The sequence below is a fragment of the Actinomadura sp. WAC 06369 genome (assembly GCF_003947565.1).
Classification (GTDB): Bacteria; Actinomycetota; Actinomycetes; order Streptosporangiales; family Streptosporangiaceae; genus Spirillospora; species Spirillospora rifamycini.
Window position 1 is genome coordinate 116,118 of sequence record NZ_QHJN01000001.1, and the last position, 23,717, is coordinate 139,834.

Consider the following 23,717-nt stretch of genomic DNA (forward strand, 5'->3'; position numbering starts at 1 on the left):
GCCGGGGCCGCTCCGTCATCGCGGGCCTCGCGCGGGGTCCGGGTCCGCCTCCGGGTTTCGCGCGGTGATCAGGTGCTGCAGGGTGCGGCGGTGGTCCGCCGCGACGCCGTGGACGCCGTCGAGCTCGTAGAGCTCGGTCAGCGGAGCGACCTCGACGTCCGCGAAGCCGGCGGCGACGATGCGCTCCCGCCAGGCGGTGATCGTCTCCGCTTCGGCCAGCACCAGGGCGCGGCGGGCCTCCTCGTCGTAGGCCCGTGCCCGCGGGTCGGTGTCGGAATGCCGCATTCCGCCCGCGTGCCAGGGGGCGTCCACGACGGCCAGCCGGCCGCCCGGCCGGAGCAGGCGGCGCCAGTTGCGCAGCGCCGTGTCGACGTCGGGCAGCGTCCACAGGAGGTAGCGGCTGACGATCGCGTCGAAGGGGGCGCCGGGCACCGCCGGCCTGACCGCGTCGCCCTGGAGGAAGGCGATGTCGAGCCCGCGGCGGCGCGCGTTGCCGCGGGCGTGGTCGAGCATGGCGGGGGCGATGTCGATCCCGGTCACCCGGCGGCCGAGGGCGGCGATGGTCAGTGCGGCGTGCCCGGTGCCGGTGCCCGCGTCGAGCACGGTCTCGGCGTCGTCCGGCAGCGCGTCCCGCCAGACCCGGGTCCAGGCGGCGCCGTAGTCGGGGTGCGCCAGCCGCTCCTCCTGGAACCGCTGGTAGGCGGGGGCGTGCTGGTCCCAGTACCAGGTGATCCGGTCCTGGATCGGCGAGTTCGGCGGCACGGCGTCACTTCCCATCAAGGTGGTCCGCCAGGCGCTCCAGCCCGTCGAGGACCAGGGGCGTGGGCGGTTCGGTGAAGTTGAACAGCTGCACCGCGACCGCGTCGTTCCGCACGGCGCGGAGCTCGCGGGCGCCGGGGATGTCGAGCAGGGCCTGCTCGATCTCCCGGTCGGTCCCGTCGGTGTGCAGCAGGACGATGACGTCGGGGTCACGCGCCAGCAGCTCCTCCATCGAGACCTCGAAGACGCGCTTGTCGACGTCGGCGAACACGTTCCGGGCGCCGAGCGTCTCGAGCTGCGGCGTGGCCATGCTCTGCCCGCCGTAGGCCCCGACGGTCCCTTCGCCCCGGTAGGGCCACAGCACGGCGGCCTTGCGGCCCTTCCGGCCGGACGGCTCCGTCCGCACGGCCCGGACGCGCTGCCGGAGGTCCTCGACGGCCCGCTCCGCCTCGGCCCGCCGGTCGAAGACCTTGCCGTACAGCCGCATCTGCTCGTAGATCGTCTCGTAGCCGGGATCCCGGATGCCGTCCGGGCAGAAGCTGGGCTCGTCGAGCACGGGGATGCCGACGGCGGCGAGGGCCTCCCGCGAGACGCCGTCCGGCAGGCCGAGCACCAGGTCGGGTTCCTGAGCGATGATCGACTCGGTGGAGATCTTCAGGTGTCCGTCGGAGCCGAGGCGGTCGGTGAGGGAGGGGACCCTCTCGACCGCCGCGAGGGTCTCCGCGGAGTAGTACTCCGGCGGGAACCGCCCGGCCCGCGAGGCCAGCCGGTCGAGCACGCCGAGCGTGGACAGGTACTGCAGCGGAGCACTGTTCACGATCATGACGCGGGAGGGCGGCTCCGGCACCCGGACGTCCGCCCCGCAGTTCTCGACGGTCAGGGGGAAGCCCGCCGCCGTGCCGCCGCCCGCCCCGGAGCCGGTCGAGCCGCAGCCGGTGAGCACGGCGGCCAGCAGGACGGCCGCGGACCAGGCGAGGTGTCGCTTCATCGGGCGGATCACTCCTTGCGGTGACCGGCACGCCGTTCAGGCCGGCCGGAGGCGGGGACGGACGCGGGGACGGACGCGGGGACGGACGCGGGGCCGCCGGCCGGTCCGGACACGGCGTCGAGCGGGTGGAAGAGGAACTGGATGCCGCGGGACGTCTCGAGGCGCTCGACCCCGACGCCGTAGACGCCTTCGAGCAGCTCCGCCGTCAGCACGTCGGCGCACGGCCCGTGCGCGACGACGTCGCCCTCGTGGAGCACCAGGACGTCGTCGCAGTAGCGGGCTGCCAGATTGAGGTCGTGCAGCACGATGACCGTGGTGACGCCGAGCCCGCGGATCAAGGCGAGCAGCTCGTGCTGGTAGCGGATGTCGAGGTGGTTGGTCGGCTCGTCGAGCACCAGGTGGGTGGGGCGCTGCGCCAGAGCGCGCGCGATCATCACGCGCTGCTTCTCGCCGCCGGACAGCCCGGTGAAGACGCGGTCCGCGAGGTGCCGCGCGCCGACCCTGCGCAGGACGGCCGCCGCGATGCGGTGGTCCTCCGCGCCGTTGCGCGCGAACATCGCCTGGTGCGGCACCCGGCCGAGCATGACCATGTCGGCCACGGTCATCGGCAGGTCGCCCGACGGCTCCTGCAGCACGACGGCAACCTGCCGGGCCAGTTCCCGGTGGGGGAAGGAGTCCAGCGGACGCCCGTCGAGCAGCACCCGGCCGCTGCGCGGGGCCGCGATCCCGGTGAGCATCCGCACCAGCGTGGTCTTGCCGCTGCCGTTGGGGCCGAGCAGCCCGAGGACCCGGCCGGACTCCGCCCGCACGTCGATGTCGCGCACCACGGTCGTCGCGCCGTACGCGTAGCCGAGCCCGACTCCTTCGATCACGGGTGCCTCACTCGCTTCCTGCGTGCAGCCGGCGGACCAGGATGAGCAGGAACGGCGCGCCGACGAGCGCGGTGATGATGCCGATCGGCAGCTCCTGCGGGCTGAGGATCATGCGGGCGGCCAGGTCGGCCCACAGCAGGAACGTCGCACCGATCAGCGCGGCGACGGGCACGGCCCGCCGGTGCGTGGCCCCCACCGCCCGCCGGGCCAGGTGCGGGATCACCAGCCCGACGAAGCCGATGCTGCCCGCGGCGGCCACCAGCACCCCCACCGCCAAGGACACCAGGACCAGCAGCACCAGGCGGAACCGCGTCGGCGAGATGCCCAGGGTGTGCGCGGTCTCGTCCCCGAGCGCCAGGGCGTCCAGACGCCGTCCCCACAGCGTGAGCAGCGCGGTCACCAGGGCGACGGCGACCAGGACCACGGCCAGCGGCGCCGACCAGTGCGCCAGCGCCAAGGTGCCCAGCAGCCAGAACAGCACCGACCGGGAGCCCTCCGCCGAGTCGGACGCGAAGATCAAGAAGCTCGTCAGGGCGTAGAGCGCGTAGCCGACGGCCACGCCGGTCATCAGCAGCCGCGTCGAGGTGATCCGCCCGGCCGCCCGCGCGATCACGAAGACCAGCAGCGAGGCGGCCAGCGCACCCAGGAATGCCGCGGCCTGCAGCGCGTGCTCCCCCCACCCCGCGCCGAACCCGAACAGGATCGCGGCGGCGGCGCCCGTCGAGCCGCCCGAGTTGACCCCCAGCAGGTACGGGTCGGCCAGCATGTTCCGCACCATCGCCTGCAGGGCCGTCCCGGTGACGGCGAGCCCGGCGCCGACCGCCGCGCCGAGCAGCACGCGCGGCAGCCGGACCCGCCACACGATCGCGTCCTGCGACGACCGCCAGGTGGCCTCGGCCGGGCTGCCGATCAGATGGTGGCCGACGATCTCGAGGACGGTCGGCGGCGGCACGGACACCGAGCCCATCCCCACCGCCGCGACGACCGTGCCGCAGAAGACCGCCAGCAGCCCGAGCAGGAGCAGCAGGTACCGGCGCCGGCGGGACGACGCCCCGAGGTCGTCGTCGAGGCCGTCGTCGAGGCCCGACGCGGGTACCCCGGCCGACGGGGCCACCGATGACGCCCTCATGCATCCCCTCAGTTCTTGCGGTCGATGTGCAATAACTAATGTGATGCAGGAAGCCCCGGCAAGCAAGATCGCCGTGCGAGAAACCTTCGGCGCCGGGGCGGGCCGCGCAGGCCCCGTGGAGGACGTGGCGGCCACCCGGTCCATCTGGCGTCCGACCTCGGCGAGCACGTGGCGGGCGCCCCGGCACGGAACTCCCGCGCCGGTACCGTCCACGTACGATGTGCGGATCATGGTCTTCATCCGGGTGCTGGGCTCGTTCGCGGCCGAGGTGCACGGTGAGAGCGTCCACCTCGGCGGGCCGCGGCAGCGGGGCGTGCTGGCGCTGCTGGCGGCGGCGCGCGGCCGGGTCGTGCCGGTCGACCGGATGATCGAGGACCTGTGGCGCGGGGAGCCGCCCGCGCGGGCGCTGACGTCCCTCCAGGCATACGTGTCCAACCTGCGCCGGCTGCTGGAGCCCGCGCGCCCGCCGCGCACGCCGGCCCGGCTGCTGGTGAGCGCCCCGCCCGGCTATGCGCTGCGGCTGCCGCCGGAGTCGGTGGACGCGTGGCGGTTCGAGGACCTGCTCGACCGGGCCCGGGCCGACCCCGACCCGCGCGCCGCCCGGGCCCGGCTCGCCGAGGCGCTGGCGCTGTGGCGGGGGCCGGCGTTCGCCGAGGTCGCCGACGAGCCGTGGGCCGCCGCGGAGACGGCTCGGCTCAACGAGCTGCGCCTGGTCGCCGCCGAGCTGCACGTCGCCGCGGGACTGCGCACCGGCGACCCCGCCGCGGTGGTGCCGCAGGCCGAGCGGCTCACCCGCGAGGAGCCGCTGCGCGAGGAGGGCTGGCGCCTGCACGCCCTGGCCCTGTGGAGCAGCGGCCGCCAGGCCGACGCGCTGGCGGCGCTCCGCCGCGCCCGCGGCGTCTTCGCCGAGGAGCTCGGGCTCGACCCCGGCCCGGACCTGACGGCGCTGGAGGAGGCGATCCTCACCCGGCGCACGGACGTCATGCGCGAGACCGTGCCGCCGCCACCGCCGCCACCCCCCTCGCCACCGCCGCCCGCACCGCCGCCGGCGCCGGTCGGCGAGGCGCCGTTCGTCGGACGGGAGGCGGAACTGTCGGCGCTGGTCACGGCCGCCACCGAGGCCGCCGGGGACGGCGCCCGCGTCGCCCTCGTCACCGGTGAGGCCGGGCTCGGCAAGTCCACGCTCCTGGAGCACCTCGGCGGACGCCTGGAACGCGACGGGTGGCTGGTCGCCGCCGGCCACTGCCCCGAGGTCGACGGGGCGCCGCCCGCGTGGGCCTGGACCGAGGCGCTGCGGGCCGTCGCCGCGGCCGCGCCCCCGGGCGCGTTCGCCGCCGACCTCGCGCCGCTGCTCACCGACACCGGGCCGGTGGCCGCCGACGCCGCCGCGGGGCGGTTCCGCCTGCGCCGGGCCGTGTGGCGATGGCTGGCGGCGGTCGCCTCGGAACGCCCGGTCGCCGTCGTGCTGGACGACCTGCACCGGGCGGACGCCGCCACGCTCGAACTGCTCGGCGGCGGCCTCGGCCTGCGGGCCCCGATCCTGGTCGTCGCCGCGTACCGCGCGGACGAGAGCGCGCACCTCACCGACACGCTGGCCTCCCTCGCGCGCGCCGCGCCCCTGCGCCTGCCGCTGCGGGGGCTGGACGGCGAGGCCGTGGCGGAGCTCGTGCGGTCCGAATGCGAGACCGACGAGGAGACCGTCGCGGGGATCGCGGAGCGGACCGGCGGGAACCCGTTCTACGTGCGGGAAAGCGCCCGGCTGCTGAACGGCGAAGGCGCGCTGGTCGCCCTCTCCGAGGTCCCCGAAGGCGTGCGGGACGTCCTGCGGCGGCGCTTCGCGCGGCTGCCCGAGGGAGGCGTGGCCGTGCTGCGGCTGGCCGCGGTCGCGGGCCGGGAGAGCTCGGTGGAGGTGCTGGTGAACGCCGCCGACACCGACGAGGACGGCGTGCTGGACGCGCTGGACGCGGGTGTGATCGCCGGACTGCTGAGCGAGCCCGGCCCCGGACGGGTGCGGTTCGTCCACGCCCTCGTCCGCGACACCCTCGTCGCCGACGTCAGCCGCCTGCGGGCGGCCCGCATGCACGCCCGCATCGCCGCCGCGCTGGAAGGCACCGGCGACGTCGCGGCGCTCGCGCACCACTACGCGCGGGCCGGTTCTCCCAAGGCCGTCCGGTACTGCGTCGAGGCCGCCGACCTGGCCGAGGCGCGCTACGCCCACGACGTCGCGGCCGATCTCCTCACCGCCGCGCTCGCGAACGCGTCCGACCCGCGGGAGCGCGTCGACCTGCACGGCAGGCTGCTGCGCTCGCAGATCCGGGCGGGGGCCGTCGGAGCCGCCCGCGAGACACGCCGCGAAGCCGTGGAGTACGCGGAGTCCCTGGGCCGCGACGACCTGATGATCGCCGCGTTCACCGCCTGGACCGAGCCGACGCCGTGGCAGTCCCGCCCGTACGGCACCGTGGACCGCCCCGTCGTCGACCGGCTGAGCCGCCTGCTCGAGCGCACCGACCTGGCCCCGGAGACGCGCGGCCGGCTCCTCGTCGCCTACGCCGACGAACTGGCGGGCGAGGACGACCCCACCGTCCTGGCGGCGGCCCGCGAGGCGCTCGGCCTCGCCGCCGGGCCGCACCTGCGGGCGGCGGCGCTCGGGGTCCTGGCCCGAGGCATCGGCGGGCCGGACGGACGCGCCGGACTCTGCCGCGACCTGGTGGCGATCGGCGTGGAGCACGGCGTGCCCGCCTACCGCGTCGCCGGCCTGCTCAACCATGCCTGCGCCGCCGCCGAGGCCAACGACCCGGCCACCATGCGCCGGACGGCCGCCGAGGCCGGCGGCCTCGCGCGCGCCTACCGGCTGCCCGAGGCGGCGGGCGTCGCCGAGGTGACACTGGCGACCCTGGCCCTCATCGAGGGCCGGTCCGCCGACGCCGAACGGCGCTACCGGCGGGCCGCCGACGGCATGCGGCGCGCCGGCTCCCTGCACGCCTCCGGCTTCCTCGGCTTCGCGCTGGCCGCGACGTGGATGAGCGACGGCACCCTCGTCACGCGTCTCGACGAGGTGCGCGCCCTCCACGAGGCGGCGGGCCCGATGGCGTCCGACCTGCTGGTCCTCGCCCTGCACGGCAACGGCCTGAGCGGCGAGGCCCGCCGGGTCCGGACCTCCGCCCCGATCCGCCCCGACTACTTCTTCACCTTCCTCACGACTCTCCGAGCCATGGCCGCCATGGTGCTGGACGACCGCGCCGCGGCCGAGGAGACCTACGCGAGGCTGCTTCCGCACCGCGGCGGCCCCCCGGCGGGTGCCGCGAGCCTGTCGCTGGCGCTGCGCCCGGTCGCCCACACCCTCGGTGAACTGGCCCTTTTCCTCGGCCGCGACCGGCGGGCCGCCGCCCATTTCGCCGAGGCCGCCGCCATCGCCGACCGGTGGAACGCCCCCCACTGGGCCGCCGACGCCCGCTCGCGAATCCCCGCCTGAGTCGCGCCGCCTGAGCCGCGCCGCCGGCGTCGACGCCGTCGGCCGGGCGTCACGGCGAGGGGATCACGGCGATCGGGCAGGGGGCGTGGTGCACGGCGCCGTGCCCGACCGCGCCCAGCGCCGGGAGCGGACGCCGGTGCCGGTGCGCGCCCACCACCAGCAGCCGCGCGTTCCGCGCCGCGTCTGCCAGCGCCGCCACGGGCTGCGCGCAGGGCAGCTCCTCGATCACCTCGATCTCGGGATGGCGGGCGCGCCACGGAGCGACGACCCCGGCCAGGGACTCGCCGAGCTCCTCCCGCGTCCGGGCGTGGTCGGCGGCGGTGACGGCGGGCTGCATCGACGGAGGCAGCCGCCAGGCGTGGACGACCCGCAGCCTCGCCTTGTGCAGGAGTGCGGCGTCGAAGGCGTACTCCAGGGTCGCCTCCATGCCCCGCAGCAGGTCCACGCCCACGACGATCTCCTCGCCGTCGCCGCGTCCGCGCACGATCACGACCGGTACCGGCAGGTGCCCGGCCAGCCGCAGCCCGTTGGACCCCAGCAGCAGGCCCCGGAACCCGCCGAGTCCGCGGCTGCCCAGCACCAGCTCGTACGCCCCCTCCGCCTCCCGGCGCAGGACGACCGGGACGGCGTCGGCGACGACCGCCGTCGTGACCTCCAGGCCCGGCCGTCCGTCCGAGGCCCTCCGCTCGGCGTCCGTCACCGCCTTCCGGCCGGACGCGGCGGCATGGTCGTCGACCTGCACGGGCGCGTACGCGGGGGCGCCGAACGCGTACGGCCAGACCGCCGCGGCGTGCACGATGTGCAGCGGCCTTCCGCGCCGGGCCGCCTCGTCCGCCGCCCAGTCCACCGCCAGGTCGGCGCATTCGGACCCGTCCGTCCCCACCACGATGCGTTCCGGCATGCCTCCTCCTTCGCGTGCGGCGTCCCGGAGCCGCGCCACGACGCGCCTTCGGCGCCGGATTCCACCCCATCAAGCCGGGCCGCTCCGTCCCCAGAGGCGAACGTCCCGTCATTCGGCTCCGACCACGGACCTTCGTCCCTGCGCGGCCCGGCGTCTCCTCACACGGCTCACACGGCCGCCGGGACGGCCGACACGACACGGAGGCCGATCCGCGGGAGACCGCCGATCGAGGCGCGCACCGGGCACGCCTCCATGGCGGCGAGGAACCCCTCGTGCTCCTCCGGCGACAGCGGCAGCGGCGGCCGCACGTCGAGGTCGACGCGATCGACGCGGGGCGGGCGTCCCGGCCCCAAGGCGAAGTCGGCCACGACCTCCAGCCCGTCCGCGGGGAGCCCGCGCCGGACGAGGTACTCCCGGCCCTGGTGGGCCGCACCGGCCGCCAGCGCGGCGACGAACAGCTCCACCGGCGTCGGCCCGCAGTCGAGACCGCCCGACGTGTACGGCCGGTCGAGGTTCACGACGTGATCGCGGACGATGACGGCGAAAGCGGTCTTCTCCCGGTGCAGGACCGTCATGGTGCTCATTGCGCTCGCCTCCCGTGGCGTCGCCGCGGATCGTTCCGGACCTCAAGCCTCGCCCGGCGGCGCGCGCCCGGGTAGGGATGAAGGTCCCTTCACGGCGGGATCGTCGGCCGGACCGGCGCCCGCCGCGGGACACGGCGCCGGTCAGTCCCCGTCCAGGGGCGCCGTCCATTCGAGTTCGGTGCCGCCGCCGGCCCGGGGCCGGACGGCGAACGCGCCGCCGCACCGCTCGGCGCGTCCCCGCAGGTTGTCGAGGCCGCTGCGGCGCTCCGTCCCGGTCATCCCGACGCCGTCGTCCTCGACGCGCAGCGTCAGCTTCTCGCCCGCGTGCACGGTGACCTGCACCGCACCGGCGCGGGCGTGCCGGGCCGCGTTGGACAGCGCCTCCCGGAGCACGGCGACCGCGTGGTCGGCCGTCTCGTCGTCCACGAGCGTGTCCAGCGCGCCGTCCAGCCGGACGGACGGGGGGAAGCCCAGGCTCTCGGCGGCGGCGTCGATCACCGCGTGCAGGCGGCCGCGGAACGTCCCGTCGCCGGACGGCGTCTGCAGCGCGTAGATCGTCGAGCGGATCTGCCGCATCGTGGCGTCCAGGTCGTCCACCGCCCGCCGCACCCGCGCGTCCACCTCGGGCTTCTGGACGATCTCCAGGGTGGCCATCAGGCCCATCGCGGTGGCGAACAGCTGCTGGATCACGGTGTCGTGGAGGTCCTTGGCGATGCGGTCGCGGTCCTCCAGCAGCGCCAGCCGCTCGGCGTCCCTGCGCCGGTCCGCCAGTTCGAGCGCCACCGCCGCCTGGCCGGCGTACGCCTCCAGCAGCCGCTGCGCGCCCTCGGGGAAGGCGTGCCCGCCGGGCGCGTTCATCGCCCAGACCACGCCCCGCGCCTGCTCCCCCGCCCCCAGCGGCACCATCAGGAGCGGACCGACGCCGAGCGCCCGTGACACCTCGCTCCCGCGCAGCGCCCCGTCGCCGTCGGCCACGCGGAGCGACGCGCCCGTCGTGAACACCTCGCCGCCCGTGGATCCCTCGACCGGCACGGCGCCGCCGCGGACCTGGTCCGCCCCGCGCCCGTCCGCGGCCACCGTCTCGAACCGCTCCCGGTCCTCGTCGACCAGGGCCACGGCCGCGAGGTCCGCGCCGACGACCTCGCGGGCGCGCCGCGCGACGACCGCCGTCGCCTCCACCGGATCGGGCCCCGACAGCAGCGCCGTGGAGATCTCGGCGGACGCCTTCAGCCACCGCTCCCGGCGCCGCGTCTCCTGGTAGAGGCGGGCGTTCTCGATCGCGATCCCGGCGGCCGTCGCGAGGGCGGTGACCACGGCCTCGTCCTCTTCCTCGAACGCACCGCCGTCGGTCCGCTCCGTCAGGTAGAGGTTGCCGAACACCTCGCCGCGGATCCGGATGGGGACCCCCAGGAAGGAGCGCATCGGCGGATGGTGGTCGGGGAAGCCGTAGGAGTCGGGGTGCCGGGACAGGTCGGCGAGCCGCAGCGCGCGCGGATCCTTGATCAGCAGGCCGAGGATGCCGTGCCCGTGCGGCCAGTGGCCGATCCGCGCGATCTCCTCCTCGGTGACGCCGACCGTGATGAACCGGACGAGCCGTTCCCCGTCCTCGTCGATCACCCCCAGCGCCCCGTACCGGGCCTGCGCGAGACCGGCGGCGGCCTCGGCGATCCTGCGCAGGACCGAGTCGAGGTCGAGGTCGCTGCCGATCGACACGACGGCGTCGAGCAGCCCGTGCACGCGGTCCCGGGACGCGCGGACGTCGTCCAGCCGGGCCTGCAGCTCGCCGAGCAGGTCGTCGAGCCGCAGATGAGGGAGGATTCCCCGGGCTCCCTCGTCGTCCGGCGGTGGCTCCAGAGGCACACTGCCATTATCGTCGCCCGCGCCGCGAATGCCACTTTCGGGACCTTGGTCCCGAAAGCCGGGGACTCCTGAAACCGCTCGGGAAAGCAAACGAAGGGTAGCGTTCGTTTCATGAGCACATGCTCGAGGGAGCGATGCCATGAATCCGACGACCGAAGGCCGTGACGCGGCGGCGGGCACGGCGATCCGCGTCTTCCTGCTCGACGACCACGAGGTCGTGCGCCGGGGCGTGTCGGCGCTGCTGTCGGCCGAGGCCGACCTCGAGGTCGTCGGCGAGGCGGGCACGATGGAGCAGGCCCTGGTCCGCGTCCCCGCCGTCCGGCCGGACGTCGCGGTGCTGGACGTCCGCCTTCCCGACGGGGACGGCGTGGCCGTCTGCCGCGAACTCCGCTCCCGGATGCCCGGCCTGGCCTGCCTGATGCTGACCTCCTTCGATGACGAGGAGGCGCTGTTCGAGGCGGTGATGGCGGGGGCCGCGGGGTACGTGCTCAAGCAGATCCACGGCTCCGACCTGGTCGGCGCCGTCCGGACGGTCGCCTCCGGCCAGTCCCTCCTGGACCCCCGCAGCACCGCGCGGATGCTGGAGCGCATCCGCAGCCGCAGGGAGCAGAAGGATCCGCTGCACGGTCTGTCCGAGCAGGAGCGCCGCATCCTGCACCTCATCGGCGAGGGGCTCACCAACCGGCAGATCGGCGAACGCATGTCCTTGGCCGAGAAAACCGTAAAGAACTACATTTCCTCGATTTTCACGAAACTTGGCATGAGCCGTCGCACCCAGGCCGCGGCGTTCGCCGCGCACCTCGAATCCGGAAGCGGCACGCGGACGCCGGAATAACCGGTCCGCGCGCCCGCGCGCCCGCGATCTCCCTTTCTTTCACGCCGCCAGGAGGGGCGTGAACTCACCACCACTCCTCGGTGGTGACCTCCTCCACCGGCCTCCGGACGGCCTCGAACCGCGGGGCGTCGCCGCTCACCGCGCCGATCCGCAGCAGCGACTGCGGGTGGCGTCCGGCGCAGAAACGGGTGCGGATGAAGTCCCGCAGCTCGGGCACCTCCAGCGCCTGCGTGTGGAACGCCACCGCCAGACCGTGCTGGTCGGCGCGCAGGAGGAGCCGCTGAAGCGCCTGGCCGGCCCGGATCCAGGCCGCCGGGTCGTCGGTCTGGGTGGCCAGCAGCATGACGAGGCCCGCCTCCCGGCCGCCTCCCTCCGCCGGACCCGGCACGCCCCGATCCTGCCCGCGCGCGAAGTCCCGTGCGGCGAACCGGGGTTCGGTGCGCGCCTCCCGCGGATAGCCGCCCTCCTGGACGCCGTCCCTGCGCCGGGTGCCCGGCGCCGGAGCCCAGCGGGCGATCTCCGAGGCGTAGGACGGCGTGCGCCGCTGGACGTGCTCGGCGGCGTCGGTCAGCGCGGCCAGGGCGCCCTCGACATGGGCGTCCACCGCCTGTATCAGGCGCGCGCCCTCCGTCTGGGTCTCCGTCGCGATCCTGCTGATCACGGTGTCGGGGACGCCGCCCGGCCCGAACCCGCCGCGGTGCGTGCGGCGCCGCCTGATGCGGCCGTGCAGGTCCTCCAGGTCGCCGTCCGGCGGCTGCCCCGGGTTCATGTGCACGTCGGCCAGCAGGTGGGGCCGGTCCGGGTCCGGGAGCAGCCGGACGTCCGGGGCGTATCCGAGCACCCGCAGCGCGAGCCGCAGGTTGTACAGCGCCGCTCCGCAGCTGATCAGCATCTCCCGGCCGGCCGGGTCGGCGACGCCCAGCCGCCGGTCGGCGTCCGCGCGCACGCTGATCCGCGCCCCGCGGACGCCGAAGCGCCACGGCTGGGTGTTGTGGACCGACGGAGCCCAGACCGCGTCGCCGATCGCGCGGCGGGCGTCCTCGGCGAGCTGCTCCGGCGGCACCGGGGTGGTGATCCTGGTTCGCATGCCCACTCCTTCGAAGGTCTCTCCACCAGCCCATCAACCGGTCCGCGCCGGCGGCAGGGCCGAAGGTCCGGACCGGGCGGGACGTCCAGGGCCGAACGCCGGCCAGCCCGGGACGTTCGGCCCTCCCCGCCGCGGGCTCCCGAGATGGACGCTGGAAGCGCCGCGGCGGACCGACGCGAAGGAGAGGTGGAGACCGTGAACACCGACGCACCGGCCGAGTCCCGGACCGCCGGCGAACTCATGACCCGGGACCTGCTCGTCATCGCCGCGTCGGAGTCCGCGCTCATGGCGTGGGAGCTGATGTCCAAGGCGGGCGTGCACCACCTGCCCGTCGCCGACGACGAGGGCGCGTTCCTCGGCGTGCTGGACGCCCAGACCGTCGCGGCCAGGTGGAGCGCGTCCGGGCCCCTGCACGCGCGGCGTCCGGTCACCGGACTGCTGCCGGACCGCCCGCCCCGCGCAGTCCGTCCCGGCACCCCGGTCCCGGAGGCGGCGCGGGCCATGCTCGACGCCGGGGCCGACTACGTCGCCGTCACCGACGAGGCGGGCGGGCTCGTCGGCCTGCTCACCGCACGGGACCTGATGGCCGCCATCGCGGGCGTCCGGCGGGAGGCGGCGCCGCCGAGCGGAGGGATACCGTCGCTGTACCGGATGGAACCCGTCCTCCCCCGGCAGACGCCCCGGCACCCGGACGGCGGCCTCCCCCCGGACTGACCACACGGCACGGCGGCCGTCCGGGTGGACGGTGCGAGACCTCAGGCCGGCGCGGTTCCACCGGGCGCGAGCGTGGTGACGAAGAAGTCGACGATGGCACGCTGCCGGTCGGGGTCGAGGATCGACGCCTCGCCGGAGAAGCTGACCCGGGTCAGGATGACGCCCAGGAACGCCTCGCAGGCCAGTGCGGGATCGACCGCGCCGGGGATCTCACCGCGCCGCCGGGCCGAGCGGAAGACGTCCTCGACGACCGCCATGCAGTGGTCGATGAAGTCGCGGCGGAACCCCGCGTAGATGGCGGGATGGTTCTGCGCCTCCTGGACGCACCGCTGCAGGATCTCCAGGCGCGGGCTGGTGAACACCGCGGCCACCGCCGGGACGATCGCGAGCAGGTCCGCGCGCAGCGCGCCCGTCCCGGGCACCGCCAGCCCGGCCGCGAGGGTGCCCAGCGCGTCTACGACGAGCCGGTCGCGGTCGGGCCAGCGGGCGTAGATGCCCCGCTTGTCGACCCCCGCGCGCGCGGCCACGCTGTTGGTGGAGAACCCCGCGATCCCCCGTTCGGCGAGTTCGTCCACCGCCGCCCGGAGCACCCGCGCGTCGATCGACGGGTCGCGCCGGCGTCCGCGCGGACGTCCTGCTGAGCTCACTTCACCATCCTCGAGAATTGATGTACCGTGGCGGTACGTTAAATATACGGGATACCGGCCCGGCGCGGTCGGCATCGGAGGAGAACGACTATGCCATCCACGTTGTACACCGCCACGGCGACCGCCTGGGGCGGGCGCGAGGGCCGCGTCGAGTCGACCGACCGGCGCGTCGCGCTGGACCTGTCCGTCCCGAAGGCCCTCGGCGGCGACGACGGCCGGGGCACCAATCCCGAGCAGCTGTTCGCCGCCGGGTACGCGGCCTGCTTCCACAGCGCCCTGAAGGCCGCCGCCCGGCAGGAGAAGATCGACGTCGCCGAGTCGGCGGTGTCGGTCACCGTCGGCATGGTCGGCGGCCTCGCCGAGGGCATCGACCTCACCGTCCGGATCGAGGCCGAACTGCCGGACGTCCCCGGCGACCGGGCGCGGAACCTGCTGGAGGCCGCGCACCGGGGATGCCCCTACAGCCGCGCGACGCAGGGCAACGTCGCCGCCGAACTCGTTCTCGTCCAGACCGACGACTGAGCACAGGAGGACATCCCATGTTGCAGACGGGCGATTCCGCACCCGACTTCGAACTGCCGGACCAGCACGGCGAACGCGTCCGGCTGAGCGAGCGGCTGGGCACGGGGCCGGTGGTGCTGTTCTTCTACCCTGCCGCCCTCAGCCCGGGGTGCACCCGCGAGGCATGCCACTTCCGCGACATCGTCGCCGAGTTCGCCGAGCGCGGAGCGGCGATCCTGGGCATCAGCGGCGACGACGTCCAGAAGCAGAAGCGGTTCGACGACCGGCACAGCCTCGGCTACCCCCTGCTCTCCGACGCCGACGGGGCCGTCGCCCGCGCCTACAAGCTCGCGCGGCGCATCCCCGGCTTGCCGGCCAAGCGGGCCACCTTCGTCATCGACGGCGACCGGCGCGTGCTCGCCGCGGTCCACAGCGAGATCAATATGAACGTCCACGCGGACAAGGCGCTGGCCGCACTGCCGAAGTAGCGCCCGGACAACGCTCTTTGGCCGGATCAGGCCGCCGGCGTCAGTTCAGCAGGCAGCTGACCAGGTGCTGACGTTCTTCTCCGCATTGACTGGATAGGTCCACAAGGAGCGCGTACCTCACCACCGCGGCGAATCTGGACTTCCGCTTCCTGAGGGCGTCACATCCTGGGTCGCCGAACTGTCATATGAGGTGAGAAGCGGAGATGCCTCACCGGCAGAAGGGACGGGCGACGATGCCCACGCAGCGCGAGCAGGACGAAGCCGACCTCCGGCGGCACGTCGACAGGATCATCGAAGCCCTCGGAGCCAAGGACCTCGACGCCCTGCGGTGCCTCTACGCGACGGACGTCGTCTCCTTCGACGTCGAGCCGCCGCTCCAGCACGTGGGGATAGAGGCGAAGTTGAAGAACTGGACGAACGTGTTCACGGTCTTCCAGGACGTGTCGTACGAAGTTCGCGACCTGGCCCTCACCGTGGGCGACGACGTCGCGTTCGGGCACGGTTTCGGACGGCTGAGCGGCACCCTGCGGGACGGGACGGCGACGACCGGCATGTGGGTTCGTGCCACGTTCGGCTTCCGGAAGACCGACGGCGCCTGGCTGATCGCCCACGACCAAGTCTCCGTCCCGTTCGACATCTCGACCGGCCGAGGCGTGACGGACCTCGAACCCTGACGACGCCCCACCGCCCGTAAAGGTCCTTCAGGCGTCTCGCGTCAGCGTCCGGGGTGTCCGGGGCCGATGTGCTCGGGCATGTACCGCACGACCGTCTGCCCCTCGCGTTCGCAGGCCCGGCACTGGAGGGTCTGGTGGCCCTTGTGGACGGCCCACGCGGGCGGGCAGGCGCACGGCGACCAGCCGACCAGGACCTCCCCGGGCCGCAACTCATGCCCGAACGGGCAGATATGGGACATATCGCCAGAGTAGGGGACGCCCCGCCGCAGGTCGGCAGCGGTCCGGCGGACGCGGTGTTTCAACGGCGGCCGTGCTGCTCGGCGGAGCGGGCTCGGCGGTGGGCCGCGACGCGTTCACGGGTGGCGCACCGGCGGGAGCAGTAACGGCGTTCGGGGCCGCTGCCCTGGTCGATGAAGACGTTCCGGCAGCTCGGGGACGCGCAGACCCGGCCGGGCGGACGCTGGCGGTCCCAGAGCAGGACGGTCAGAGCCATGCACGACGACGCGAGGAGCCACTGACCCCAGGGAGCGTCGTCGTCGTGGTCGAGGTGCGGGTGCCAGGGCGAGGCGCCGCCGTGCGAGGTCAGGCGGAGCGGCCCGGTGTGCGCCCGCAGGACGCGGTTGAGCGCGGTGGCGGCGGCGTCGGCGTCCTCGGCGGTGAACACGTCCCGGAGCAGGGCGGCGGCCGAGCGCATCCCGGCGACGTCGTCGGCCGTGAGGGCGACGGGGTCCGCTTCACCGTGGGCGCGGAGGACGTCCGCGACGCTCTCCGGGTCGGGGCGGTCGTCGGCGAGGACGTTGATCAGGGCGGCGGTCCGCCTGGCCATGGCCGGCACGGAATGCCGGGTCGACCAGTCGTCGATGTCGGGGCGCACGCCTCGAATGTAACGCATATTGCGGAGTTTTGAGTTACCTCCGTATCGTTCCGCCGGTGAAGAGGCGCTACTCCTTGGGTTCCTATCTCTCGGGGGCGGTGGCGGCCCGGATCGGGGACGAGATGTCCGGTCCGGCGCTGATGCTCGCGGGATTCACCTTGGCCGGGTCGGCCTCGGACGCGTCGGCGCTGCTCGCGGCCCTCACGGTTTCCGCCGCGGTCGGGGGCCCGGTGCTCGGGGCGCTTCTGGACCGAGCCGGACGACCGGGCCGCCTGCTGGGCGGAGCCCTCGCGCTGTACGCGGCGGGCCTGGCGCTGGTTCTGCTGGCGCTGGGCCGTGTCCCGTTCGCCGTCGCCCTCGTGGTCGCCGTGGTGACGGGGCTGCTGGGTCCGGCCCTGTCGGGCGGGTGGACGGCCCAGCTTCCCCGGGTGGCGTCCCCCGGCCGCCTGCCCCGGGCGAACGCCCTCGATGCCATGACGTTCGGCGCGGCGAGCCTGGCGGGCCCGGCCCTCGCCGGCGTCGCCGCGGAGGCGTTGGGGGCACCGATGGCCGTGGTGGTGTCCGCCGTGCTCATCGCCCTGGCGCTGCCCGCCGCGTGGAGGCTGCCCGACCGTCCCGTCCGGGCGCGGGAGGCTCGGGCGGCCTCGCTGGCCGGCGCGCTGGCGGCCGGGGTGCGGGTCATCGCCGGCAGGCCGCCGCTGGCGCGGGCCACCCTCGCCTCGGTGGTCTGCTGCGCGGCGCAGGGCATGCTGACCGCCTGCGTCCCGCTGCTGGGCGAGCGCGTCCTGGGCGGAGCCGGCCGCGGCGTGCTGCTGCTGTCCTGCGCGGCGGTCTCGGCCCTGGCGGCCAACGCCCTGCTGGCGCGGTTCCCGCGCGCCGTCGCCCCCGACACGGTCGTCTGGGTCGGCGCCCTGGTCCAGGCCGCCGCCTTGGCGCTGGCCGCTCTGGAACGACCGGTCCTCCTGATCATCGCCGTCGTCGTCGCGGGACTCGGTGAGGGCCCCCAACTGGTCGCGCTGTTCGCGGTCCGCCACCGGGAGGCGCCGGAGGAGCTCCGCGGCCAGATCTTCACCACCGGCGCCAGCTTGAAGATCACCGCGTTCGCCGTCGGAGCGGCCGTCGCCGGACCCGTCGCGAGCCGGTCACTGACCGCTGCCCTGATCGTCGCCTCCGGCGTGGCGCTCCTGGCGGCACCGGCGGCCCTCGCCATCCCCTGGAGGAAGCGAGACTCCTGGAAGGAGAACTCCCCGGTCGAGCGTGTCGGGCACTGAACGGTGCGCGGTGCTAGAAGTGGCCGCCGAAACCGTCGACACCGTAACTGCTCGGCCACGTGGTGACGTGCCGGATCGTCCCCCGGTCGTTCGGCGGCGACGGCTCGGCCGGCGGCCAGGGATCCGGGCGTCCCGCCCGCTCCGCGACGGTCAGGAAATGCTCGTGCTCGTACCAGTAGCGCTTGCCGGCGAGGACGGTGCGCAGCCGTGAGCCGTCCGGGTCTTCGCGGTCGTACCGGTCGAACTGCTCGGTGAGGAAGAGCATCGGGAGCACGTCCTCGTCGTCCTCGGGCAGGTAGCCCGCGTCGACGACGGCGGCGACCGCCTCCGGCTCGAGCTTGGTCGCGCGGGCCAGCAGGGCCCTCCGCAGCCGCCCGCGCCTGAAGTCGTCGGCCGAGAGGGCGTCCGAGGGGCGGAGGTCGCGCAGGGACCGCCGGACGGCCGCGGCCACGTCGTCCGGCAGGTCCGTGCCCAGGAGGCCCAGGATCCGGTCGATGACGGCGTCCTCCCGGGCCCCCGGCCCGTCGCCCTTGCACATCGACTGCAGGACCCGCCCGTCCGGGTCGGCCTCGCGATAGGCGGCGAACTGCCGGGTGAGCAGCAGGAGGAGGGGCGCCCAGGCGGGGTCGGCCGGCCGGTGTCCGGCGTCGCGCACCGCGGCGATCGCTTCGGCGTCCCCGAGGACGGCCCGATCGCACACCACCGCGACGCCCTCGGGAGCCGACAGGGCGCGCAGCGCCCTGCGGCACCGGTCGTGGACCTGCTCGGGCAGCCAGGTGCCGAGGTACTCCAGCAGCCGCCCGGCCAGGGCGCCCTGCTCGAACGCCGCCAGCAGATCGGACCGGTCCTTCAGCAGGGCGAGAAGCGCCAGGTCGACGTCGTCGGGCCGGGCGGGCGGCCGGGGCAGGTGGGGGTTGGCGTCCACGATCCGCAGCAGCGCGTTCGGCTCGCCGCCGCGCCACAGGTCGACCCGGGTCTCATGGCCGGGCGGTGCCGCGCCGAGGTAGGTCGGGCCGAGCCGCGCGCGCGGCCGGACGGCGGTCTCCAGGGCGTCCAGCAGGCCGGGCTGGTCGGTGACGGACAGCAGATCCGCCAGCCGCCGCCGCAAGGCGAGGTCGGGGAACCCCAGTGCGGCATCGACCAGCCGCTGGACATACGGATCGCCGTTGTACACCCCGAGCGGCGGCTCGGCGGCGGTCTGCGGAAGGCACGCCGTCAACCGGACCCGCGGCCGGTACGGGGACGTCGGGTCGGGCTCGAGCAGGAACTCCAGCACCGGAACGACCCGCTCGGGCAGCTCGTGGTTGCCGAACCTGAAGCGCGCGCCGCTCAGCAGGAACCAGGCGCCGCGCCAGACCTCGTGGCGGTCCGCTCCGCCGGCCGCCCACCACCGGTCGATCCGCTCACGGGCACGCCCGCTGCCGCCGTAGAGCGCGGCGGCCAGCACGGCGCGGCCGCGCTCCGGGTCACGCCGCCTGCGGAACAGCACCGTTCCATGATGCATCGCCATCACGCCGGTGGCCATGCCGCGCGGCGTTTGACCCCCGAACGGGGGTCATGACACCCGGTCACGACGGCCGAATAATCGGAGACGTCCGCCGCGACAGGGGCGGGCCCGGCCGATACGGGGGGTCGGGGCCGCTCCGGGACGGACCCCGGACTCCGACGAAGGGCTGTGAGACATGAGCGAGCGCTGCCGGCCGTCCCGCCGAGCGGGCGACGGTCTGGAACCGGCCGTATGAGACTACGAGATCGCGTGCCCAAGTGCGGGCCCACCAGGGAAGTCACCGCGGCACGGACGCTTGGGACGGTGACGCCGCTGCTCCGGACGGTGGGCGTGACCCGGGTCGCCGACATCACCCGGCTGGACCGGGTCGGCATCCCCGTCTTCAACGCCATCGTGCCCCGGTCCCACGACCTGCTGTCGGTGTACAACGGGAAGGGGCGGACTCCGGACGACGCGCGCGCCTCAGCGATCATGGAGGCGGTGGAGCGGTTCGCCGCGTGGCAGCCCCGGACGCCCGACCTCGTCGCCTCGTACGCGGAGCTGAAGGCGTCGGGGCGCCGGGCGCTGAACCCGGAGGAGCACAATCTCGCGCCCGGCCACGCCTACCGTCCGGACAGGCCGATCTCCTGGGCGGAGGGCTTCGATCTGCTCGGTGACGCATCGGTGTACGTGCCGCTGTGCCTCGCCGGGTACTACGTCGACTTCCATGAGGCCCAGTGCTTCTCGATCAACACGACCAACGGGCTGGCTTCGGGGAACTCCCTGGAGGAGGCGATCTGCCACGGCCTGTGCGAGCTGATCGAGCGGGACGCCCTGACCCTGGCCGACCTGGTCGCCAACCGGCTCGCGCACATGGTGCGGGACAAGCTGGGCGACCGGGCGCCGGCGGGTGCCGCCGCCGCCCTCGAGGACCGGCACCGCGACGTCGAGCCGAGGTCCCTGCCGGAGGCGGCACGCTGGTTCGCCGAACGGTTCGAGCAGGCGGGACTGCCGCTGGTCGTCCGGGACATCACCTCGCCGCTCGGGATCCCGACCTTCGCCGCGTTCGTCCGTGAGACCGTGTCCGAGACCTTCTCCTCGGCGCATTCCGGATACGGGACGCATCCGAACGCCGAGGTGGCCCTCATCCGGTCGCTGACCGAGCTGGCGCAGAGCAGGGCGGTCGACATCCAGGGCATGCGCGAGGACATCACCCTCCCGCGGGAGGCGAACGGCCGGTGGGCCGAGCACGTGTCGCGCGGGGGCGAGGTCGACACGTCGGTCTGGCCGTGGCGGCCGTCCGGCGTGCCCGTCCGTTTCCGCGACGTGCCCGATCACCGCAACGACGACGTCATCGCCGACATCGACCTGATGCTGGAGCGGCTGCGGCGGGACGGCCTCGACCGGGCGATCGTGGTGGACCGCACGCCGCCGGGCTTCCCGGTGCACGTGGTCCGGGTGGTCGTTCCGGGCCTCGAATCCTGGGCGATCGACCAGAGCAGGCTCGGCGCCCGCGCGACCGCGCACTGGGAGGCCGCGCTGCGCGGCCCGGCCGCCGCGCGCCGGCCGGAAGCGAGGACGGCATGACGCGCGCCGTCGTCTTCGCGGGCCCGAGCATCGACGCCGCGACGGTGGCCGGCCTGGCGGACGTGGAGCTGCGCCCGCCGGTCGAGCGCGGCGACATCGACGCGCTCCTCGCCGAACCGGATCCCCCGTCCCGGATCGGCATCGTGGACGGCCGGTTCCTCCACGGGCTGATGATCTCCCCCAAGGAGGTGCTGCGGGCCGTCGACCGGCACACGGCCCCGGTGCGGGTCTTCGGCTCCTCGAGCATGGGGGCGCTGCGCGCCGCCGAACTGTGCGAGGAGGGCATGGTGGGGGTCGGGCAGGTGTTCGAGCTGTACCGGTCGGGCGCCGTCGAGGACGACGACGAGGTGTCCATCACGTTCGATCCGGAGTCGCTGCGGCCGCTGTGCGAGCCCATGGTCAACATCAGGATCGCCGTGGCCGCGGCGCGGGCCCGCGCGGTGGTCTCGTCGATGACGGCCGCGACCGTCCTGGCGACGGCCAAGTCCCTCTACTTCCCGGACCGGACCTACGACCGGATCCACCTCCACCCACAGCAGTCCCTCGTCGTGATCGCTCGTCACGCCGACTCCATCGCGCACGCGCCGGCCGGAAAGATCGATGTCGGCGTCGGCCAGCACCGACACGCTGACCTCGCCGCCGCCGCCCGCGACCACCGTGACGCGGGCACGGCTCCGCGCCCGCGCCAGGACGGCCAGCGGGACCTCCGCCACGGCCGACGCCGCCGACTCGTCCATCGTCTCCAGCCCGCCGACCTTCGCCATCTCGACGACGACACCGCGCCGCATGGCCTCGTCGATGCCCGGACGCAGAACCTTGAGCAGCGGATCCGGGAGGTCCTCCTGCTCCGCGAGGAGCTGCCGGAGCATGGCCTCGGCCGTGGCGCACCGCCGCCGCACGGCCGGCTCTGCCGGGTCCACCAGGCCCGCGGCCAGGCCCCGCAGGACGGGAGCCGCCAGCCCGCGCACCTCCTGGTAGCGGCTCTGCCGCAGGCGGGAGATCTCGTTGATCATCGCCTCCCGGCTCGCCATCTCCCAGCGCGCGGCCGCCGCCGTGGCGGCCATACCGCCGCTGTGCCGGAAGACCCGCGCCCCGGCGAGCATCGCGAACTGGATGCTGGCCGACGCGTACAGCAGGGTGACGAACCCGGCGCCCGTGTGGCGGTCCAGATTCCCGGTGGCCAGCAGCGCCGCGAGGACGATCCCCCCGTTCACCACCTGGAACAGGACGAACCGGCTCATCGGCCGGTAGAGCAGCAGGAGCACACCGATCAGGCCGACCGTGGCCCAGGTCCAATTGATCTTCAACATCAGTGGGCCGGGGCAGTTGACCGCCATCGCCAGGCCCGTGAGCAGGTCGACAGCGACCAGCGCCCCGACGGCGCGCCCCCCGCTCACCCGGCGCAGCAGCAGCACGGCACCGACGGCGATGACCAGGAGCTGCACGCCCCAGATGGCCACCGCTCCCGCCGGCGAGCGGTACTGGTCCAGGTAGACCAGGAGCGCCGCACCCGCCGAGCCCACCTGCCACAGCCCGACCGTGATGACCGTGGCCACGTCGAACGCCCTGCTGAACCAGACCGCGAACAGGGCCGCCTCGCCGCCCGCCGGGACGTCAGACACCGGACCACCGCAGCGTGACCGCCGTCCCCCGGCCCGGTCCCGAGTCCACCTCGACCGTCCCGCCGACCAGGGCCATACGCTCCCCGATCGAGTATCTGAGGCCGTACCGCCCGGCGGGGACGCGCGCGGGCTCGAAGCCCCGCCCCCGGTCGATGACCGAGACCGCCACCTCGCCCGCGCGCAGCTCCGCCCGGACCTCCGCACGGGAGACGCCGGAGTGGGAGGCGACGTTGCGCAGCGCCTCGCGCGCCGCGCCGATGATCGCGTGGGCGGCCGGCCCGGGCACCGGGAGCCGCCCCTCGCCGGTGTGCACCACCGCGGTGACCATCGGGGCCAGCTCCGCGGCGAGCGTCTTCAGGCATACGACCAGGTCGACGGCCCGGCCGTCGTCGCCGAGAGGGGACACCGAGAACTCCTCGAGGACCTCCAGCGCCTCCCGCGCGTTCCGCGCGAGCACGGGCGACCCTCCCCGGACGGCGCCCGTGGCGACCATGCCCAGCGTGGCGAGCACCGAGTCGTGCATCTGCGACCGGTGGTGGCGTTCGTCGGCCCGGCGCGCCGCCTCCACCATCGCCCGGCGGTGCTCGCGGTCCCGCTCGGCGACCATGGCGGCCGCCCGGGCGCCTCCGCGCCGGAGCAGCCACATGAGGGCGTTGACCACCACGGCCTGCACGAAGAGGGCCCGCACCTGGCTCGTCGCCACGGGAACGCCGGCCATGTACGCGGAGATCAGCACCGCCGCCATGGCCAGCCCGGCGAGCTGGGACAGGGCGAGCTGCGCCACGTAGATCGCAGAACCGGCCAGCATGATCGCCCAGGTGGTCTCGCCGACGACCGCGTCGACGGTGACGAGCCGCTCCTGGACCAGCAGGACCAGCGACACGACGGCCGTGTCCGACACCACCAGGCCCGGACCCAGCCCGCGGCGGACGGCCCGCACGGCGAAGTACGAGGCCCAGACCGCCAGCCCGCCCAGCACCAGGATCTGCCATCGGCGGGAGACCCCGCCGCCTTCGTCGATCGCCGCGGCCACGATCACCGCGAGCACACCGCCGCACCGCAGCGTGATCGTGAACCTGAAGACCGTGCGGCTCAGCGCATAGTCCGACGGCCCAGGTTTCACCCTGTTCCCGATATGCATGGCACCATCAGCTATCGCTTACATGATCAAGTGAGTCCAGCCCCAGTATGATCGCTTTCGGGACGGCGGGAAGCGGACGGATTGGCCACTTCCGGCACTCTGCGCACTGTCGGCCCAATGACATCGTGTGCTCGATATCCGGTGCCGCCGCGCCACGAGCGATGACCGTTCCTGGCGATACGCTGAGGCGTTGACCGGCCCTCATGAACAAATGTGCATGTTGTA

The 23,717-nt window shown here is 74.5% G+C and carries 22 protein-coding genes; 9 read left to right on the plus strand and 13 right to left on the minus strand.

Going from position 1 to position 23,717, the window contains the following annotated elements:
* Positions 1 to 15 precede the first annotated feature (15 nt).
* Genes DMH08_RS00505 through DMH08_RS00520 form a run of 4 tightly spaced genes read right to left on the minus strand, consistent with a single transcriptional unit; the run spans position 16 to position 3,748 of the window.
* Entirely contained in the window at positions 16 to 777 is a 762-nt protein-coding gene (locus tag DMH08_RS00505) for a class I SAM-dependent methyltransferase (protein ID WP_064743515.1), read from the minus strand.
* Positions 767 to 1,747, minus strand: a complete 981-nt coding sequence (locus DMH08_RS00510; RefSeq protein ID WP_034517004.1) for an ABC transporter substrate-binding protein — start codon at positions 1,745 to 1,747, stop codon at positions 767 to 769. Before DMH08_RS00510 ends, DMH08_RS00505 begins: the two co-directional genes overlap by 11 nt.
* 8 nt (positions 1,748 to 1,755) lie before the next feature.
* Complete coding sequence (locus DMH08_RS00515) at positions 1,756 to 2,619, minus strand: ABC transporter ATP-binding protein (protein ID WP_125610834.1); 864 nt, start codon at positions 2,617 to 2,619, stop codon at positions 1,756 to 1,758.
* Between the two features lie 7 nt (positions 2,620 to 2,626).
* Positions 2,627 to 3,748: a FecCD family ABC transporter permease gene (locus tag DMH08_RS00520; RefSeq protein WP_084549942.1), complete on the minus strand. Its 1,122-nt coding sequence runs from the start codon at positions 3,746 to 3,748 to the stop codon at positions 2,627 to 2,629.
* A gap of 229 nt (positions 3,749 to 3,977) precedes the next feature.
* Between DMH08_RS00520 and DMH08_RS00525 the strand changes: the two genes are divergently transcribed.
* The gene (locus tag DMH08_RS00525; RefSeq protein ID WP_125610836.1) at positions 3,978 to 7,220 is read left to right on the plus strand and encodes a BTAD domain-containing putative transcriptional regulator; all 3,243 of its coding nucleotides are present in this window, start codon (positions 3,978 to 3,980) and stop codon (positions 7,218 to 7,220) included.
* Between the two features lie 49 nt (positions 7,221 to 7,269).
* Here the strand turns inward: DMH08_RS00525 and DMH08_RS00530 are convergent, their stop codons facing one another.
* The 3 genes from DMH08_RS00530 to DMH08_RS00540 all read right to left on the minus strand — a co-directional run bounded on the left by DMH08_RS00530 (position 7,270) and on the right by DMH08_RS00540 (position 10,565).
* Positions 7,270 to 8,121 carry a universal stress protein gene (locus DMH08_RS00530; RefSeq protein ID WP_125610838.1) on the minus strand — a complete coding sequence of 284 codons (852 nt, stop codon included), beginning with the start codon at positions 8,119 to 8,121 and terminating at the stop codon, positions 7,270 to 7,272.
* A 167-nt stretch (positions 8,122 to 8,288) separates the two neighbouring features.
* Positions 8,289 to 8,705, minus strand: coding sequence for an OsmC family protein (locus DMH08_RS00535; protein WP_125610839.1), 417 nt, complete (start codon positions 8,703 to 8,705; stop codon positions 8,289 to 8,291).
* Positions 8,706 to 8,846: 141 nt separating this feature from the next.
* The gene (locus DMH08_RS00540) at positions 8,847 to 10,565 is read right to left on the minus strand and encodes a GAF domain-containing sensor histidine kinase (RefSeq protein WP_233617321.1); all 1,719 of its coding nucleotides are present in this window, start codon (positions 10,563 to 10,565) and stop codon (positions 8,847 to 8,849) included.
* 139 nt (positions 10,566 to 10,704) lie between these two features.
* Between DMH08_RS00540 and DMH08_RS00545 the strand changes: the two genes are divergently transcribed.
* Positions 10,705 to 11,400 carry a response regulator gene (locus DMH08_RS00545; protein ID WP_125610843.1) on the plus strand — a complete coding sequence of 232 codons (696 nt, stop codon included), beginning with the start codon at positions 10,705 to 10,707 and terminating at the stop codon, positions 11,398 to 11,400.
* A 64-nt stretch (positions 11,401 to 11,464) separates the two neighbouring features.
* On the opposite strand, the gene DMH08_RS00550 is transcribed toward DMH08_RS00545, so the two are convergent.
* A complete protein-coding gene (locus tag DMH08_RS00550) occupies positions 11,465 to 12,487 on the minus strand; it encodes an Acg family FMN-binding oxidoreductase (protein ID WP_125610845.1) in 1,023 nt (340 codons plus the stop codon).
* A gap of 195 nt (positions 12,488 to 12,682) precedes the next feature.
* Here DMH08_RS00550 and DMH08_RS00555 point away from each other — a divergent pair, with 195 nt between their 5' ends.
* Entirely contained in the window at positions 12,683 to 13,201 is a 519-nt protein-coding gene (locus DMH08_RS00555; protein WP_158642223.1) for a CBS domain-containing protein, read from the plus strand.
* A 41-nt stretch (positions 13,202 to 13,242) separates the two neighbouring features.
* Here the strand turns inward: DMH08_RS00555 and DMH08_RS00560 are convergent, their stop codons facing one another.
* On the minus strand, positions 13,243 to 13,848 hold the full coding sequence (locus tag DMH08_RS00560; RefSeq protein ID WP_199747537.1) for a TetR/AcrR family transcriptional regulator: 606 nt from the start codon (positions 13,846 to 13,848) through the stop codon (positions 13,243 to 13,245).
* Positions 13,849 to 13,938: 90 nt separating this feature from the next.
* On the opposite strand from DMH08_RS00560, the gene DMH08_RS00565 reads away from it, so the two are divergent.
* The 3 genes from DMH08_RS00565 (at position 13,939) to DMH08_RS00575 (ending at position 15,511) form a co-directional block, all read left to right on the plus strand.
* Positions 13,939 to 14,370 carry an organic hydroperoxide resistance protein gene (locus DMH08_RS00565; RefSeq protein WP_125610848.1) on the plus strand — a complete coding sequence of 144 codons (432 nt, stop codon included), beginning with the start codon at positions 13,939 to 13,941 and terminating at the stop codon, positions 14,368 to 14,370.
* Between the two features lie 17 nt (positions 14,371 to 14,387).
* Positions 14,388 to 14,837: a peroxiredoxin gene (locus DMH08_RS00570; protein ID WP_281173468.1), complete on the plus strand. Its 450-nt coding sequence runs from the start codon at positions 14,388 to 14,390 to the stop codon at positions 14,835 to 14,837.
* Between the two features lie 203 nt (positions 14,838 to 15,040).
* Entirely contained in the window at positions 15,041 to 15,511 is a 471-nt protein-coding gene (locus DMH08_RS00575) for a YybH family protein (RefSeq protein ID WP_233617322.1), read from the plus strand.
* Positions 15,512 to 15,552: 41 nt separating this feature from the next.
* Here the strand turns inward: DMH08_RS00575 and DMH08_RS00580 are convergent, their stop codons facing one another.
* Both DMH08_RS00580 and DMH08_RS00585 read right to left on the minus strand, forming a co-directional pair.
* On the minus strand, positions 15,553 to 15,750 hold the full coding sequence (locus tag DMH08_RS00580) for a hypothetical protein (protein WP_026403454.1): 198 nt from the start codon (positions 15,748 to 15,750) through the stop codon (positions 15,553 to 15,555).
* Between the two features lie 59 nt (positions 15,751 to 15,809).
* On the minus strand, positions 15,810 to 16,385 hold the full coding sequence (locus DMH08_RS00585) for a CGNR zinc finger domain-containing protein (protein WP_325052898.1): 576 nt from the start codon (positions 16,383 to 16,385) through the stop codon (positions 15,810 to 15,812).
* 56 nt (positions 16,386 to 16,441) lie between these two features.
* On the opposite strand from DMH08_RS00585, the gene DMH08_RS00590 reads away from it, so the two are divergent.
* Positions 16,442 to 17,656 carry an MFS transporter gene (locus DMH08_RS00590; protein WP_125610852.1) on the plus strand — a complete coding sequence of 405 codons (1,215 nt, stop codon included), beginning with the start codon at positions 16,442 to 16,444 and terminating at the stop codon, positions 17,654 to 17,656.
* A gap of 13 nt (positions 17,657 to 17,669) precedes the next feature.
* Here the strand turns inward: DMH08_RS00590 and DMH08_RS00595 are convergent, their stop codons facing one another.
* On the minus strand, positions 17,670 to 19,181 hold the full coding sequence (locus DMH08_RS00595) for a hypothetical protein (protein WP_125610854.1): 1,512 nt from the start codon (positions 19,179 to 19,181) through the stop codon (positions 17,670 to 17,672).
* Between the two features lie 285 nt (positions 19,182 to 19,466).
* Here DMH08_RS00595 and DMH08_RS00600 point away from each other — a divergent pair, with 285 nt between their 5' ends.
* Both DMH08_RS00600 and DMH08_RS42715 read left to right on the plus strand, forming a co-directional pair.
* Complete coding sequence (locus DMH08_RS00600) at positions 19,467 to 20,729, plus strand: YcaO-like family protein (RefSeq protein WP_158642224.1); 1,263 nt, start codon at positions 19,467 to 19,469, stop codon at positions 20,727 to 20,729.
* Positions 20,730 to 20,899: 170 nt separating this feature from the next.
* On the plus strand, positions 20,900 to 22,369 hold the full coding sequence (locus DMH08_RS42715; RefSeq protein ID WP_442778619.1) for a TfuA-like protein: 1,470 nt from the start codon (positions 20,900 to 20,902) through the stop codon (positions 22,367 to 22,369).
* Here DMH08_RS42715 and DMH08_RS00610 read toward each other — a convergent pair.
* Complete coding sequence (locus DMH08_RS00610) at positions 22,344 to 23,474, minus strand: sensor histidine kinase (RefSeq protein WP_125610858.1); 1,131 nt, start codon at positions 23,472 to 23,474, stop codon at positions 22,344 to 22,346. The genes DMH08_RS42715 and DMH08_RS00610 overlap by 26 nt on opposite strands.
* Between the last annotated feature and the right edge of the window lie 243 nt (positions 23,475 to 23,717).

Excerpts from the sequence above, each read along its gene's own strand:
- DMH08_RS00510 (WP_034517004.1), bottom strand. The coding sequence starts at position 1,747 with ATGAAGCGACACCTCGCCTGGTCCGCGGCCGTCCTGCTGGCCGCCGTG.
- DMH08_RS00505 (WP_064743515.1), bottom strand. The coding sequence starts at position 777 with ATGGGAAGTGACGCCGTGCCGCCGAACTCGCCGATCCAGGACCGGATC.
- DMH08_RS00580 (WP_026403454.1), bottom strand. The coding sequence starts at position 15,750 with ATGTCCCATATCTGCCCGTTCGGGCATGAGTTGCGGCCCGGGGAGGTC.
- DMH08_RS00535 (WP_125610839.1), bottom strand. The coding sequence starts at position 8,705 with ATGAGCACCATGACGGTCCTGCACCGGGAGAAGACCGCTTTCGCCGTC.
- DMH08_RS00525 (WP_125610836.1), top strand. The coding sequence starts at position 3,978 with ATGGTCTTCATCCGGGTGCTGGGCTCGTTCGCGGCCGAGGTGCACGGT.
- DMH08_RS00575 (WP_233617322.1), top strand. The coding sequence starts at position 15,041 with ATGCCTCACCGGCAGAAGGGACGGGCGACGATGCCCACGCAGCGCGAG.
- DMH08_RS00570 (WP_281173468.1), top strand. The coding sequence starts at position 14,388 with ATGTTGCAGACGGGCGATTCCGCACCCGACTTCGAACTGCCGGACCAG.
- DMH08_RS00520 (WP_084549942.1), bottom strand. The coding sequence starts at position 3,748 with ATGAGGGCGTCATCGGTGGCCCCGTCGGCCGGGGTACCCGCGTCGGGC.
- DMH08_RS00595 (WP_125610854.1), bottom strand. The coding sequence starts at position 19,181 with ATGGCCACCGGCGTGATGGCGATGCATCATGGAACGGTGCTGTTCCGC.
- DMH08_RS00545 (WP_125610843.1), top strand. The coding sequence starts at position 10,705 with ATGAATCCGACGACCGAAGGCCGTGACGCGGCGGCGGGCACGGCGATC.
- DMH08_RS42715 (WP_442778619.1), top strand. The coding sequence starts at position 20,900 with ATGATCTCCCCCAAGGAGGTGCTGCGGGCCGTCGACCGGCACACGGCC.
- DMH08_RS00550 (WP_125610845.1), bottom strand. The coding sequence starts at position 12,487 with ATGCGAACCAGGATCACCACCCCGGTGCCGCCGGAGCAGCTCGCCGAG.
- DMH08_RS00530 (WP_125610838.1), bottom strand. The coding sequence starts at position 8,121 with ATGCCGGAACGCATCGTGGTGGGGACGGACGGGTCCGAATGCGCCGAC.
- DMH08_RS00565 (WP_125610848.1), top strand. The coding sequence starts at position 13,939 with ATGCCATCCACGTTGTACACCGCCACGGCGACCGCCTGGGGCGGGCGC.